Below are 13,106 nucleotides of genomic sequence, written 5' to 3' on the forward strand. Positions count from 1 at the left end.
AAGGTCGGCGGCTTGCCGCCGGTCGGCGGTGGTGGCAGATTGCGGCCGGCAACGCACGCGCGTCACTGATTTTGAAATTCGCCAGGGTTCGCTATCAAGGGCAATGCGAATTTCAAAATCAGGGACACGAGCAAACTATTGATTTCTAGTGTCGTTTTTGATTTCGAAGTTCGCTCGGAGCGCGATATCGAAAGCAGGCGAACTTCGAAATCACCACACTAGGTAGATAGACATGGTCTCCAAACGCCTCAGCCGCGAAGCCGGTCATCGCAGGAAATTCCTGACGATCATCGACGATACGCCCGAGTGCGAGCGCGCCGTCGCCTACGCCTCGAAGCGGGCGCAGAGCACCAGCGGCACGCTGGTGCTGCTCTATGTCATCGTGCCGGACGATTTCCAGCATTGGCTCGGCGTCGAGAAGATCATGCGCGAGGAGGCGAACGCCACGGCGCGCGCGGCTCTCGATGGCTACGCCAACAAGGTTCGCCAGAAGCTCGGCATCGAGCCGGAGATGGTGGTGCGTGAAGGCAAGCCGACGGACGAGATCCACAAACTGATCGAGGAGGACCAGGACATCGCCATCCTGGTACTGGCGGCCGGCGCCGGCAAGGAAGGTCCCGGGCCCCTGGTCGGTGCCGTGGCCGGCAAGGGCGCCGCCTTCCCCATTCCGGTCACGGTGGTGCCGCAGAATCTGTCCGACGAGGAGATCGACAGCCTCGCTTGAACCCGGCCGGGATTCTGTCCCCAGCCAGCAAAAACATTCCCCCAGCCGGTCGCTCGGGCGATGCGTTTGGCTTGAATGTCCAGCCGATAAAGCCTAATTAGAACTATTCCAAACTAGCTGCCCGTAACGGGCACGGAGACGGCCATGTTCATCCAGACCGAATCGACGCCCAATCCGGCGACGCTGAAATTCCTGCCCAGCAAGGAAGTGCTGGTGGATGGTACCGCCGATTTCCGCGATGCCGACAGTGCGGCGACGGCCTCGCCGCTGGCCGGCCGGCTGTTCGAAATCCCCGGCGTCACCGGCGTATTCTTCGGCTACGATTTCATCACGGTGACCAAGGACGGCCCCGACTGGCAGCACCTGAAGCCGGCGATCCTCGGCGCCATCATGGAGCATTTCATGTCCGGCGCGCCTGTCATGGCGAAAAGCGGCCCGGCCGCGGAGACCAGCCAGACCGGCGAGTTCTACGACAAGGCGGACGAAGAACTTGTCATCACCATCAAGGAACTGCTCGACACCAGGGTGCGCCCCGCGGTGGCCCAGGATGGCGGCGACATCACCTTCCGCGGCTTCGAGAACGGCACGGTGTTCCTGCACATGAAGGGCGCCTGCGCCGGCTGCCCGTCATCGACAGCGACGCTGAAGCACGGCATCCAGAACCTGCTTCGGCATTTCGTGCCGGAAGTGCAGCAGGTCGAACAGGTCGCCTGACACCCCGTTGCCAGCACGATTTCAGTCGTAAAAAACAAAAAACCGGGCCGAATTGCCCGGTTTTCTGTTTGGGACGTCCGTTGTTGCCTAGACGGTCCGCGTACGAACTTGTCTTCTCATGCGACCGTGATCCCGCGAGGGATCCTGGTCCTTACATCACGATGACCTTGGCGCCGACCGAGGCGCGGTCATAGAGATCGATGATGTCCTGGTTCATCAGCCTGATGCAGCCGGACGACATCGCCTTGCCGATCGAATTCCATTCCGGGCTGCCGTGCAGGCGGTAGCCCATGTCGCCGCCCTTGTTGAACAGATACATGGCGCGCGCGCCAAGCGGGTTCTTCAGGCCCGGCTCCATGCCATTGGCGAACTTCGCCAGTTCCGGCTGGCGCCTGATCATTTCGCGCGGCGGCGTCCAGGTCGGCCATTCGCGCTTCAGCGCGATATGGGCGGTGCCGTGCCATTCGAAGCCTTCGCGACCAACGCCGATGCCGTAGCGGATCGCGAGGCCGTCACCCTCGACGAAGTAGAGGTACTTGTTCTGCGTATCGACGATGATGGTGCCCGGCTTTTCCTTGGTGTCGTAGTTCACTTCCTGCCGGTGATACTGCCTCGGCACTTTTTCGATCGGAATGCGCGGCAGTTGGTAGCCGGCATCGGTCACTGCGCCGTAGTCGTTGGAGAAGATCTGCCCGCCGATGGTGCTGCAGCCGGCGATAGCCGTGGACAGCGCCAATGCGGCAATTATTGCAAACGACTTCATGCGCATGAGATGATCCGGTGCCCTGCCCAAACGTCAGCGGCACGAGTCGGCCGCCTTGTTGCCTTCATTCATGCTGGCATTTGCTTTGCTTGCCAAGCGCACGATGCCTATATGCTGGGACTTGCGTGCTGGTAAGCGTATCAGTATGGCATTTCGGCAACAGCCTTCACCGGATTGTGAAGGAAATTCAATGGGCCTGACTCGCAGGCCTGGCAAAATCGAGGACCACGCCATGAATGTCGGCGACGCCGCCCATCGTTCAGGCCTGCCGGCCAAGACCATCCGCTACTATGAGGAGATCGGCCTGATCGCGCCGGCGCGCGCCGCCAACGGTTACCGCGATTATTCCGGTGACGACATCCATCGGCTGACCTTCCTGCGCCGCGCGCGCAACCTCGGCTTTTCCATCGACGATTGCCGCCAGTTGATGGCGCTCTACCAGGATCGCGGCCGCGCCAGCGCCGACGTGCGCGAGATCGCCGCCGCCCATGTAACGGCGATCGAGGAGAAGGTGCGCGAACTGCAGTCGATGCGCTCGACCCTGCAGAAACTGATCCACGCCTGCCATGGCGACGAGCGGCCGGATTGCCCGATCCTGGATGACATGGCAGGGGGTGCGGCGCCTGGCGACAACGCCGTCTCGGCGAGACCATAGCAGACCCTGGCAAGGGATTTTTTGGCAGACCGAGTGAGATGGCTTTCCGTCATACACCGCGTCGGGCGTCGTTGTTCGGCCGCTGCCGGCCGGGACGGCGCCATCAACATCGTGAGGACGTCGCTGCCAGTCCGCTGAAACCAGGGACTTCAGTCTTATTTGCGCGATCGCTAATATACATATAGGTTAATCTGCGCGGGGACATCACACCCAAAGCCCGACCACGCAATGGCCGGTGCAGCCCTCTATAGACCCAAAGCCAAACTGCGCCGGCCATCCCGCCAAACGTATTCCTTACGTCACGCCTTATATGTCGATTAACTAAAGTAACGGAACGTCCAATGGACATTTGTGGAACCTAAAAGGTCCCCTCGGACCTTTGTACACCGGCATGCAAGACTTTAGTCTTGCCGCTCTCTAGTGAAGAACGCAAGTTGATCGCCACCACATAGGGCGCCACACGATGAATACCAGACTGGCCCCAGCTGAATATTGCGCGATCACGGAAGGCTCCTAGGGCCGGTGCTTGCCAACCTGGGCCGGCATAGAGCGATTGCACAATGGACGGACCATTGTTCCGCGAGCGATCACGCCTTGGACGCACCGCTTGCCACGCACCAGCAGGAACGACCCGGCACGCTCGCAGTCGGGGGGACATGGGGTCGTGCCGGGTCGTTGCGGGTCTGGCTTTTGGATCGTCTCCGCACCGCCCAAGCTATATGCATATTAGCCTCGGCTCAATTAAGACTGAAGTCCCGCCCACGGACGGACGGCCTCGGAGCGCAGAACCGCGCTTGTTCACGAGATGAATCTTTTGGGGCCGATACACCCAAAAGAAGTCACGATCGGTTCTTGAAGGCTTGATTTGAAGGGCATACCGTCAGCCCAATGGGCTTGGTGACACGATGTTGAACGACGAAAAAGACAAGCAGTTTTGGGCTTTGGACCTGGAGGCTCTGCGCAAGGCTTTCGACACGTACGTTCAAGAGCACAAGACCACGGCCGCGGAGTGGGGGGAACACGCCAAGCGGTTCCTCGAAAAACAACGCGTTCGTCAGCGCGAATCGAACTGATTCCCAGCCGCGGGGGTCCGCATCGGCTATGGATCTGTCAAATCGCCATATGAAACGGACGGCTCCCAAGATCGATTCAACGCTGTGTTGAAGGGGGTGGCGAAATCGGCGCCGGCTAATGTCATGGAGCGGCCGATGGACATTCGCGAAACCAAAGCGGTAACGTCTGACCATAGCTGGAAAGGCGAAAGATCTTAGTCCCGTCGGCTTAATCGTTAAGACCCAAGTCGTGCGGCAGACATATCCGGCGAAATACGACAGAGCCGGTGAATTAGAGACAACTTATAGACTCAAAGCCGCAAACATCGCATTCTCTCACGGGGAGTGAGGGGCGTGGGCAAACGTTATTATCAAGACAATGAGTACAACCGCCGAAGGTGTGGCAGGCGCCGCCGGCGTTCGGATGACACGCCCTTGTGGGCAAAGATCTTGAGTGGCGCCACGATCCTGGCTGGCTTGCCGACAGGGCCGGTGCAGCCGCCAATGGTGCTAGCCCACAAACCACGTCAGCCCCAGCACCAACATGCCGAACGCGACGACGCTGTCGAGAATCCTCACCTGCCGAACGCCAATTAGAGCCAGCCCGGTGCCAAGAAGCCCGCCGATCGTTCCCGCAACCACCAACTGGGTCATGCTGCCTCCGACACTTGAATCATAGCACATTGCCCGCAACGTGCCCAGCACAGCGGAGAGGCGATAGCCATCAAGCTAGCCTTCCCCTACGGCTGGATAGCGCTAGAAGCCCTTGTCTTTCAGCCAATTCCTTTCTGGTTTCCAAGTCGGTCCAGTAATAGGCGGCAGCCAGCAGACCGGAATGCCGATGCCGGCGAAAATGATAGACCCTAGCGGGCCAACTCATCGCTGACGTTTGGCACGAGTTGGCCCATTCCGGGGCGACTATGTACTCTGTCAAATATATAATCGCCCATAACCGTGGGGTTCAAACCGTGAACAAAATCTGGCATGGTGCCTGCCATGCCGATTATTTCCCCCATCGCAATCAATCCCCTGATCGACGGTCGCCAGTCCGAACGCGCAATGCTGGTGCGGCGCGGCGTGCAGCGGCTGCTCATGGCGATGGGCGCGCATGTGCTGCCTGAACTGTCGCTGGCCACCGGCCGCCGCGCCGACCTCGTGGCGTTGACCCGCCAGGGTGACATCTGGATCATCGAGATCAAATCCTCGATCGAGGATTTCCGGGTCGACCGCAAATGGCCCGACTACCGGCTGCATTCCGACCGCTTCTTCTTCGCCACCCATCCCGGCGTGCCGGCGGAGATCTTTCCGGAGGAGTGCGGCTTCATCCTCTCCGACGGCTATGGCGCCGAGATCCTGCGCGATGCGCCCGAGCACCGCATGGCGGCGGCGACGCGCAAGGCGCTGATGCTGCGCATCGCGCGCGCCGGTGCGGCGCGGCTCCTGGCGGCGGAACTGGCCGGCGTATCGGTGCCGGCGCTGGAGGGGGAGAGCGAATAGCTCGCCGAACCGCGAACCGCGCCGCTAATCCGTCTCTTCTTCCACACCACCCGCGGCCGGCGCCATCAGCAGCACGGCGGCGCCGAGGATGGCGGCGATGAAGGAGCCGGCGAGGATGCCTACCTTGACCGCATCCTGCAGAGCCACGTCGCTGGCGAAGGCGAGCAGGCCGATGAACAGGCTCATGGTGAAGCCGATGCCGCAGAGCAGCGAGATACCGATCATATGCGACCAGCCGGCATGGGCCGGCAGGTCGGCCAGGCCAAGCCTTATGGCGAGTGCCGAGGAGCCGAGGACGCCGACCAGCTTGCCGACCACCAGGCCGGCGGCGACGCCCAGCGTCAGCGGCTCGATCAGCGCGCCAAAACTCAGGCCGGCGAGCGAAACGCCGGCATTGGCGAAGCCGAAGATCGGGATGACGAAAAAGGGCACGATCTTGTGCAGGCCGTGCTCGAGCCGGTGCAGCGGCGAATGGTCGAGATCGTGGCCGATCCCGGCGGAGCGCTCGAGCGGAATGGTCAGCGCCAGCGCAACGCCGGCAAGCGTGGCGTGGACGCCCGATTTCAGCACCAATAGCCACAGGATTGCGCCGAGCACGAGATAGGGAACCAGCGTCATCACACGCATGCGGTTGAGCACGACAAGCACCGCAATGACGGCGAAGGCGGCGCCGAGATAGATGAGCGACAGGCCGCTCGTATAGAAGATGGCGATGATGATGACGGCGCCGAGGTCGTCGATGATGGCGAGCGCCGTCAGGAACACTTTCAGCGAAGCCGGCACGCGGCCGCCGAGCAGCGACAGCACGCCGAGCGCGAAGGCGATGTCGGTGGCGGTCGGGATCGCCCAGCCGGAGAGCGCGGCCGAATTGTTGCGGTTGATCAAGACATAGACCAGCGCCGGAACCACCATGCCGCCGGCGGCGGCGATGCCGGGCAGGACGCGGCGTGGCCAGGTCGACAGCTGGCCGTCCAGCATCTCGCGCTTGATCTCCAGCCCGACGAGCAGGAAGAACACCGCCATCAGCCCGTCATTGACCCAGTGCGAGACGCTGAGCGGGCCGAGATAGGCATGGAGAACGGAGAAATAAGTCTCGCCGAGCGGCGAGTTGGCGACGATCAAGGCGAGTGCCGCCGCCACCATCAGGATGATGCCGCCCGCCGCCTCGCTGTCAAGGAATTCGCGGAAGACGGAAACCGGCCGCTGCTTCAGATCCTGCATGTCGCCTCCGTTAAGCCGCCCCGCCTATTGGCCGGAAATCCGTAGCCCCATGATGCGCAACATCCCTGGCGAAGCAAGGCGTGCGAGGTCGCACCGGCAATCCCCGAAAATTGGCCGACGCCCCATCGCCTCCATGCCATGGCCTTGAAGCGTCGCAACGGTGCTGCGCTTTGCGTCGCTGCGCCAAGGATGACGACGCTCGTTCAGCGCGGCGCGCGCTTGGCCAGTATGCGCTGCAGCGTGCGCCGGTGCATGTTGAGCCGGCGCGCGGTTTCGGAAACGTTGCGCTCGCACATTTCGTAGACGCGCTGGATATGTTCCCAGCGCACACGGTCGGCCGACATCGGGTTTTCCGGGGGGGCGGCACGCTCGCCCGAGGTGCGAGTGAGGGCGGCGAAGATGTCGTCGGCGTCGGCAGGCTTCGACAGATAATCGACGGCGCCAAGCTTCACGGCGGTCACCGCGGTGGCGATGTTGCCGTAGCCGGTCAGGATAATGGTGCGGGAATCCTCGCGCTTCTCGCGGATGGCGGCGACGACATCGAGGCCGTTGCCGTCGCCGAGCCGCATGTCGACCACGGCGTAGGCCGGCGGATTGGCGCGGGCCTTGCCCACGGCCTCCTCGACGCTCTCGGCGGTCTCGACCGCAAAACCCCTGGTTTCCATGGCGCGGGCGAGACGTGTGAGGAACGGCTTGTCGTCATCGACGATCAGAAGCGAGGTGTCCTCGCCTTCAACCATTGCGCCAATATTTTCATCGCCTGTCATCGTCGTGGGAATTCCTGCTGCCTCAATTTCACGCAGATATAGTTTTGCGCCGCTATTGTCCAATTTACGCAGTGTCAAACATGGTGGCCGGGGCCGTTTCCGGGTTCAGGAAGACCGATCTCGGCCACGAAATCTGCACCACGGCGCCCTCGCCCAGGCCGCTCGAATTGCGGAAATCGAGCGTGGCGCCCGAGCGTTCGAGCAGAGTCTTGGCGATGAACAGGCCGAGTCCCAGGCCGCCGCCGGCCTCGGTACCCTGGCGCGTCGACATATAGGGCTCGCCGATGCGGTCGATGATTTCGGGTGGGAAACCAGGCCCGTCATCGATAATCGAAAAGGTGACGGTCGCCTCGTCCCAGCTCCAGCGCACGGTGACGCTCTTGCGGGCGAAATCGACGGCGTTCTCGACCAGATTGCCGAGGCCGTAGATGACGCCCGGGCTGCGGCGCCCGACCGGCTCCGCCCCGGTGCGTTCGCCCGGACGAAGCTTGATCGAGATGCCGAAGTCGCGATGCGGCGCGGTGACCTCCTCGACAAGCGACGTCAGCGGCAAACGGGAAAGATGCGCCTCGCCCTCCGACGACAGGCTGGTCAGGCGCTTGAGGATTTCGCGGCAGCGTTCGCTTTGCGAGCGCAGCAGCTTTACGTCTTCTCCATATTTCGGGTCGCTGCCGAGCGCCTTTTCCATCTCCTTGGCGACGAGCGTGATGGTGGCGAGCGGGGTGCCGAGCTCATGCGCTGCCGCCGCCGCCAGGCCGTCCAGCGCCGAAAGGTGCTGTTCGCGCTGCAGCACCAGCTCGGTGGCGGCAAGCGCATTGGCCAAAAGCCGCGCTTCGGCGGCCACCCGGAAGGCATACATGGCGGTGAAGGCGATCGCGGACAGCACCGCCATCCACATGCCGGCGACATAGATGAAAGGCATGGCCAGCGGCGCGCCTTCATACCAGGGCAAAGGCAGATGGAAGAAGACCAGCAAGGTCGCCGCCAGCATCACCAGTCCGCCGAGGATGGCGGTGAGGCGCAGGGGCAGCGACGTCGCCGAAATGACGACAGGCACGGTCATCAGCAGCGAGAACGGATTGGTCAGGCCGCCGGTCATATAGAGCAGCCCGGCAAGCTGCAGGCTGTCGAAGATCAGGATGCCGAAGGCGGCAAGCGGGGTAAGCCGGTGCGCCGCCGGAAAGCGAAAGGCCAGGAACAGATTCATCCACGCCGAACAGGCGATCAGCGCGAAGCACAGGCTGACCGGCAGCGGGAATTTCAAACCATAGGCGACGACGAGCACCGCCACGCTCTGGCCGACAATGGCCAGCCAGCGCAGGCGGATCAGCGTGTTGAGGCGCAGCCGCTGGCTTTGCTGAAAATCGGGCGCGTTCAGGATGTTGATCATGGCCAAGGATTATAGCCGGGAAAGGAGGAGCGCTAGGTCCCGCGTGGCTTGGCGCGGGCGGTGGCGGCGGCAACCAGCGGATTTTCCGGCCAGACATGCTTGGGATAGCGCCCGCGCATGTCGGCGCGCACATCGGCCCAGGAGCCGCGCCAGAAGCCGGGCAGGTCGCGTGTGGTCTGGATCGGCCGATGCGCCGGCGATAAGAGTTCGAGTGTCAGCGGCACGGTGCCGTTGGCAATCGAGGGGTGGCGGTCGAGGCCGAACAGCTCCTGCACGCGGATCGCCAGGACAGGCCATTCGCCGTCATAACGGATCGGCACACGACTGCCGGACGGCGCATCGAAATGCGTCGGCGCCAGCGCATCGACCTTGCGCTGCAGCTCGTGCGGTACGAGCGAGGCCATGGCGGCGGAGACAACTCCGGGATCGATGGCGGCCAGGGAAGCCACCCCCGGCAGAAAGGGCAGCAGCCAGTCGTCGAGGCGTTCGATCAGCGCATCATCCGACATGTCGGGCCAGGGTGCGCCGAGGCCACGATGCAGCCAAGACAGCCGGTGGCGCAGCGTTTCGGCCTCCTTGCTCCAGCCCAGCAGCGACAGGCCATGCTCGCGCAGCGCATCTATTATGGCGCGGTCGGCATCGGCGCCCGAAGGAGCCGGCAGCATGCGTTCGGCGAGCGTGATGGCGCCAAGGCGAACGGTTTCACGAACACGCACGGCGCGGCGCTCGCGATCGAAGCTGGTCCGCCGGCGCGTTTCGATCCGGTCGGCCAGCGTGGCGCGGATGTCGTCCTCGCTTATTGCCGCGGCAGCCGCGATGCGGGCGTTCTGCGCCTTGCCCTGCAGGTCGGCGACGACAAGAAACGACTCGCCGGCCAGAGGGTCGGCGGCATCGACCATGGCGCCGGAGCCATTCGCCAGCACGAAGCGGCCGCGCTCGCCACGCGCCTTGGCGACCCGATCCGGCCAGGCGTTGATGAGAAGAGAACCCGGATGCGCGGCTTGGCTGTTTTTCGTCCCGCCGACCTGCCCGGCCAGCCTCTGCGCGAGTTGCCGCGCGGCGGTGGCGCGGGGCGATCTTTCCCCGCGAAAGCGCATCAGCCGCCGCTCCAGATCGGCGCCATCGCCGCCAAGGCCGCGCTCGGTGAGCAGCACGGCCAGCATGGCCGCCTCGCCCGCATGGCCGTTCTTGGCGGCCTCGGCGACCATGTGCGCCAGCCGCACCGGCAGGGCGAGCTTGCGCATCGAAGCGCCCGCTTCCGTCAAACGCCCCGACTCGTCGATGGCATGGAGCGCGCCCAGCAGCACCCTTGCCTCGTTGAGCGCCGGCGCCGGCGGCGGATCGAGGAAGGCGAGACCGGTCGGGTCGGCCACACCGAAGGCGGCACAGTCGAGCAGCAGGCCCGAAAGGTCGGCTTCGAGGATTTCCGGCGGCGTGAAGGCGGGAAGTGCCGCCGTCTGTTCGGCGCGCCAGAGCCGGATGGCGGCGCCGGGCTGCGTGCGCCCGGCGCGGCCGGCGCGCTGGTCGGCGGATGCCTTGCTGACGCGCACCGTCTCCAGCCGCGTCAGGCCGCTCGCCGGCTCATAGCGCGGCAGGCGCGACAGGCCGGAATCGATGACGACGCGCACGCCGTCGATGGTGATGGAGGTCTCGGCAATCGACGTCGCCAGCACCACCTTGCGGCGGCCCGGCGGCGCCGGTTTGATCGCGGCATCCTGCGCCTTGCCGTCGAGCATGCCGTAGAGCGGGACGATGTCGGTGTCGGCGCCGACCTTGCCGGCCAGCCGTTCGGCGGTGCGCTCGATCTCGCGCTGGCCGGGCAGGAAGGCAAGCACGCTGCCGCTCTCCTCGGCAAGGGCGGCGCGGATCGCCTTGGCCATCGCATCCTCGATCGGGACACCGGCCGGCCGTTCGTCGTAGCCTATGTCGACGGGGAAGGCGCGGCCCTCACTTTCGATCACCGGCGCGCCCGACAGGAGTTTCGCGACGCGGGCGCCGTCGAGCGTCGCCGACATCACCAGCAGCCGCAGGTCCGGGCGCAGCGCGCCCTGCACGTCGAGCGCCAGCGCCAGGCCGAAATCGCCGTCGAGCGAGCGCTCGTGGAATTCGTCGAAGATGACCGCCGCGACGCCGGGCAGTTCGGGATCGTCGAGGATCATGCGCGCCAGCACACCCTCGGTGACGACCAGTATCCGGGTCCTGACCGAGGTGCGGCTTTCCATGCGCATGGCATAGCCGACAGTCGCGCCGGGCTCCTCATCCAGCAATTGCGCCATGCGACGTGCGGCGGCGCGGGCGGCGAGCCGGCGCGGCTCGAGCAGAAGGATCTTGCCCGACCCCAGCCACGGCGCATCGAGCAGCGCCAGCGGCACCAGCGTCGTCTTGCCGGCACCGGGCGGCGCCACCAGCACGGCGCTGTTGCCGGCGCCCAACGCCTGGCTGAGCGTCGGGAGCACGGCGGAGACCGGAAGCTCCGGCAGGGATCTTGTCGTCATCGCGTCCGCATATCAGCGGTCACGGTCAGCGTGCAACCGGCGCCAGCTCAAAGCCGGGTGCGCGCAAACGGGTTCCAGCGCACGGTGCCGAGCCGCGCCTCCTCGCGCACCATGGTCAGCAGACCCGCCCCGCCGACGACCGCGAGGCCGACCAGCGACAGCCAGTCCGGGTATTCCCGAAAGAACAGGGCCCCGAGGATCACCGCCCAGACGATCTGCGAATAATGCGTCGGCGCGATCCGGTTGGCGGGAGCGTATTTGGCGGCGAGCAGCTGCATGAATTGTCCGCCCGCGGTGAAGGCGCCGGCCATCGCCAGCCAGACAAGCTGCATGGCATTCGGCAGGGTGAAGGAGGTCGCGGCGGCGCCGGCCCCGTTGAACAGCAGACCATAGCCGACAAGCACGCCGAGCATCGAGGTGCGCTTTTCCTGCTGGGCGAGCGAGCGCAGCAGGATGACACTGGTCGCGGCGAGGAAGGCATTCACGAAGGCGGCCAGATGGCCAAGGTTCAGTTCGCGAAAACCTGGCCGCACCACCAGCATCACCCCGGCAAAACCGGCGATTACGGCTAGCCAACGCCAGGGGCCGACCTTTTCCTTCAGGATGACGGTGGACAGGATGGTGACCAGCAAGGGCGCCAGGAAGATCAGCGCGTAGACTTCGGCAAGCGGAATGTGGGTGAAGGCATAGACGCTGAGCACGCCAGACGCGATGCCGGCCCAGGCGCGCGCCTGCACCGCCCATGGCCGCTTCATGCGCCAGAAATCGCGCCAGCGCTCGCTCGCCGGGCGGGTGAAGAACAGGAAAAGGCCGGCAAACAAAGTCGCGAAGAAGCCGATCTCGAAGACGGTGAACTGTCCGCCCAGGCTCTTGATAACGGCATCGCTGCCCGAATAGCTTGCATAGGCGATCAGGGCGAGCAGGATTCCGTTCGGCACGTTTTTCCATTTCCGGGGAGGGATTAGCTTGAAAGTATTGGCGCTCGGCGCGCATCCGGACGACATCGAGATCTTCATGTTCGGTACGCTGGCCGCCTATGCGGCGCAAGGCGCAGAACTGACTTTTGCGGTGGCCACGGATGGGGCCAGGGGCGGCAAGAGTGATGCCGCCGTTCTCGCCCGCGTCCGCCGCGAGGAAGCCACGGCCGCGGCCGTGCTGCTTGGTGCCGAGCCACGCTTTCTCGGCTTTCCCGACGGCGAGCTGGTGGCCGATGCCGCGCTGATCGGCACGCTGAAAACGCTGATCGGCGCGATCGGGCCGGAGCTGGTGATCACGCACGCGCCCAACGACTATCACGCCGACCACCGCGCGCTGTCGGACGGCGTGCGCATCGCGGCTTCTTTCGCGGTTCCAGTGCTGCATGCCGACACGATGGGCGGCACCGGATTCGCGCCGACGCACTATGTCGATATTTCAGCCCATGCCGAGATCAAGGCCAAGGCGATCCGCATGCACCAGTCGCAAGACCCGGACCGCTTCGTCGACATCGCGCGCACGCAGAACCTTTTCCGCTCTGGCCAATGCAATGGCGCGCAGGGGTCGCTGGCCGAAGCCTTCCGCTTCGAGCCGATGTTTCCTTTCGCCGACATTCGCTCGCTGCTGCCGCCGGCGCCGGCGATCCGGACGGTGATGGTCAGCAGCAGACGGGTCGACTGAGACCAGGGACGATCTTGAGGCGGGATCCGAGAATCCCGCCGCGCGATTTCCGCGGATCCGTACACGTCCCGGCCGCCGCACTTTTCCCAACGTTTTCAGAGGCCAACCCAACCATGGTGCGACGCAGCAACGATTTCGCTTGCGTTGTTTAGTAAAAATTGCATCACTAAAC

At 64.3% G+C, this 13,106-nt stretch carries 13 protein-coding genes; 6 read left to right on the top strand and 7 right to left on the bottom strand.

Annotated features, from left to right (window positions below):
- Positions 1-232: 232 nt before the first annotated feature.
- Together C1D09_RS31080 and C1D09_RS31085 are read left to right on the top strand one after the other, a co-directional pair.
- The gene (locus C1D09_RS31080; RefSeq protein ID WP_143977770.1) at positions 233-724 is read left to right on the top strand and encodes a universal stress protein; all 492 of its coding nucleotides are present in this window, start codon (positions 233-235) and stop codon (positions 722-724) included.
- 144 nt (positions 725-868) lie between these two features.
- Positions 869-1,438 carry a NifU family protein gene (locus tag C1D09_RS31085; RefSeq protein WP_143977771.1) on the top strand — a complete coding sequence of 190 codons (570 nt, stop codon included), beginning with the start codon at positions 869-871 and terminating at the stop codon, positions 1,436-1,438.
- A 151-nt stretch (positions 1,439-1,589) separates the two neighbouring features.
- Here the strand turns inward: C1D09_RS31085 and C1D09_RS31090 are convergent, their stop codons facing one another.
- Positions 1,590-2,207 (bottom strand): L,D-transpeptidase, encoded by a 618-nt coding sequence (locus C1D09_RS31090; RefSeq protein WP_143977772.1) that lies wholly within the window; start codon positions 2,205-2,207, stop codon positions 1,590-1,592.
- A 226-nt stretch (positions 2,208-2,433) separates the two neighbouring features.
- Here C1D09_RS31090 and cueR point away from each other — a divergent pair, with 226 nt between their 5' ends.
- Entirely contained in the window at positions 2,434-2,856 is a 423-nt protein-coding gene (gene cueR, locus C1D09_RS31095; protein WP_143977781.1) for a Cu(I)-responsive transcriptional regulator, read from the top strand.
- Between the two features lie 908 nt (positions 2,857-3,764).
- The gene (locus C1D09_RS33375) at positions 3,765-3,929 is read left to right on the top strand and encodes a hypothetical protein (protein ID WP_167514823.1); all 165 of its coding nucleotides are present in this window, start codon (positions 3,765-3,767) and stop codon (positions 3,927-3,929) included.
- Positions 3,930-4,418: 489 nt separating this feature from the next.
- Here C1D09_RS33375 and C1D09_RS33380 read toward each other — a convergent pair whose 3' ends face one another.
- Positions 4,419-4,562 carry a hypothetical protein gene (locus tag C1D09_RS33380; protein ID WP_167514824.1) on the bottom strand — a complete coding sequence of 48 codons (144 nt, stop codon included), beginning with the start codon at positions 4,560-4,562 and terminating at the stop codon, positions 4,419-4,421.
- A gap of 342 nt (positions 4,563-4,904) precedes the next feature.
- On the opposite strand from C1D09_RS33380, the gene C1D09_RS31100 reads away from it, so the two are divergent.
- Positions 4,905-5,405, top strand: a complete 501-nt coding sequence (locus C1D09_RS31100) for an MmcB family DNA repair protein (protein ID WP_167514825.1) — start codon at positions 4,905-4,907, stop codon at positions 5,403-5,405.
- 24 nt (positions 5,406-5,429) lie between these two features.
- Here C1D09_RS31100 and nhaA read toward each other — a convergent pair whose 3' ends face one another.
- From nhaA to C1D09_RS31125, 5 genes are all read right to left on the bottom strand, one after another.
- Entirely contained in the window at positions 5,430-6,626 is a 1,197-nt protein-coding gene (gene nhaA, locus C1D09_RS31105) for a Na+/H+ antiporter NhaA (protein WP_143977774.1), read from the bottom strand.
- A gap of 203 nt (positions 6,627-6,829) precedes the next feature.
- Positions 6,830-7,393: an ActR/PrrA/RegA family redox response regulator transcription factor gene (locus C1D09_RS31110; protein WP_143977775.1), complete on the bottom strand. Its 564-nt coding sequence runs from the start codon at positions 7,391-7,393 to the stop codon at positions 6,830-6,832.
- A 64-nt stretch (positions 7,394-7,457) separates the two neighbouring features.
- Positions 7,458-8,783 (bottom strand): ActS/PrrB/RegB family redox-sensitive histidine kinase, encoded by a 1,326-nt coding sequence (locus C1D09_RS31115; protein ID WP_167514826.1) that lies wholly within the window; start codon positions 8,781-8,783, stop codon positions 7,458-7,460.
- A gap of 32 nt (positions 8,784-8,815) precedes the next feature.
- On the bottom strand, positions 8,816-11,278 hold the full coding sequence (gene hrpB, locus C1D09_RS31120; RefSeq protein WP_143977777.1) for an ATP-dependent helicase HrpB: 2,463 nt from the start codon (positions 11,276-11,278) through the stop codon (positions 8,816-8,818).
- Between the two features lie 47 nt (positions 11,279-11,325).
- Complete coding sequence (locus C1D09_RS31125) at positions 11,326-12,216, bottom strand: DMT family transporter (RefSeq protein WP_143977778.1); 891 nt, start codon at positions 12,214-12,216, stop codon at positions 11,326-11,328.
- A 28-nt stretch (positions 12,217-12,244) separates the two neighbouring features.
- Between C1D09_RS31125 and C1D09_RS31130 the strand changes: the two genes are divergently transcribed.
- On the top strand, positions 12,245-12,934 hold the full coding sequence (locus C1D09_RS31130; RefSeq protein WP_143977779.1) for a PIG-L deacetylase family protein: 690 nt from the start codon (positions 12,245-12,247) through the stop codon (positions 12,932-12,934).
- Positions 12,935-13,106: the final 172 nt, after the last annotated feature.

It is taken from the genome of Mesorhizobium intechi (assembly GCF_002879535.1).
Classification (GTDB): Bacteria; Pseudomonadota; Alphaproteobacteria; order Rhizobiales; family Rhizobiaceae; genus Mesorhizobium; species Mesorhizobium intechi.

Coding starts and splice junctions, on each gene's coding strand:
- C1D09_RS31080 (WP_143977770.1), top strand. CDS start 233: ATGGTCTCCAAACGCCTCAGCCGCGAAGCCGGTCATCGCAGGAAATTC.
- C1D09_RS31085 (WP_143977771.1), top strand. CDS start 869: ATGTTCATCCAGACCGAATCGACGCCCAATCCGGCGACGCTGAAATTC.
- C1D09_RS31090 (WP_143977772.1), bottom strand. CDS start 2,207: ATGCGCATGAAGTCGTTTGCAATAATTGCCGCATTGGCGCTGTCCACG.
- cueR (WP_143977781.1), top strand. CDS start 2,434: ATGAATGTCGGCGACGCCGCCCATCGTTCAGGCCTGCCGGCCAAGACC.
- C1D09_RS33380 (WP_167514824.1), bottom strand. CDS start 4,562: ATGACCCAGTTGGTGGTTGCGGGAACGATCGGCGGGCTTCTTGGCACC.
- C1D09_RS31100 (WP_167514825.1), top strand. CDS start 4,905: ATGCCGATTATTTCCCCCATCGCAATCAATCCCCTGATCGACGGTCGC.
- nhaA (WP_143977774.1), bottom strand. CDS start 6,626: ATGCAGGATCTGAAGCAGCGGCCGGTTTCCGTCTTCCGCGAATTCCTT.
- C1D09_RS31110 (WP_143977775.1), bottom strand. CDS start 7,393: ATGACAGGCGATGAAAATATTGGCGCAATGGTTGAAGGCGAGGACACC.
- C1D09_RS31115 (WP_167514826.1), bottom strand. CDS start 8,783: ATGATCAACATCCTGAACGCGCCCGATTTTCAGCAAAGCCAGCGGCTG.
- hrpB (WP_143977777.1), bottom strand. CDS start 11,278: ATGACGACAAGATCCCTGCCGGAGCTTCCGGTCTCCGCCGTGCTCCCG.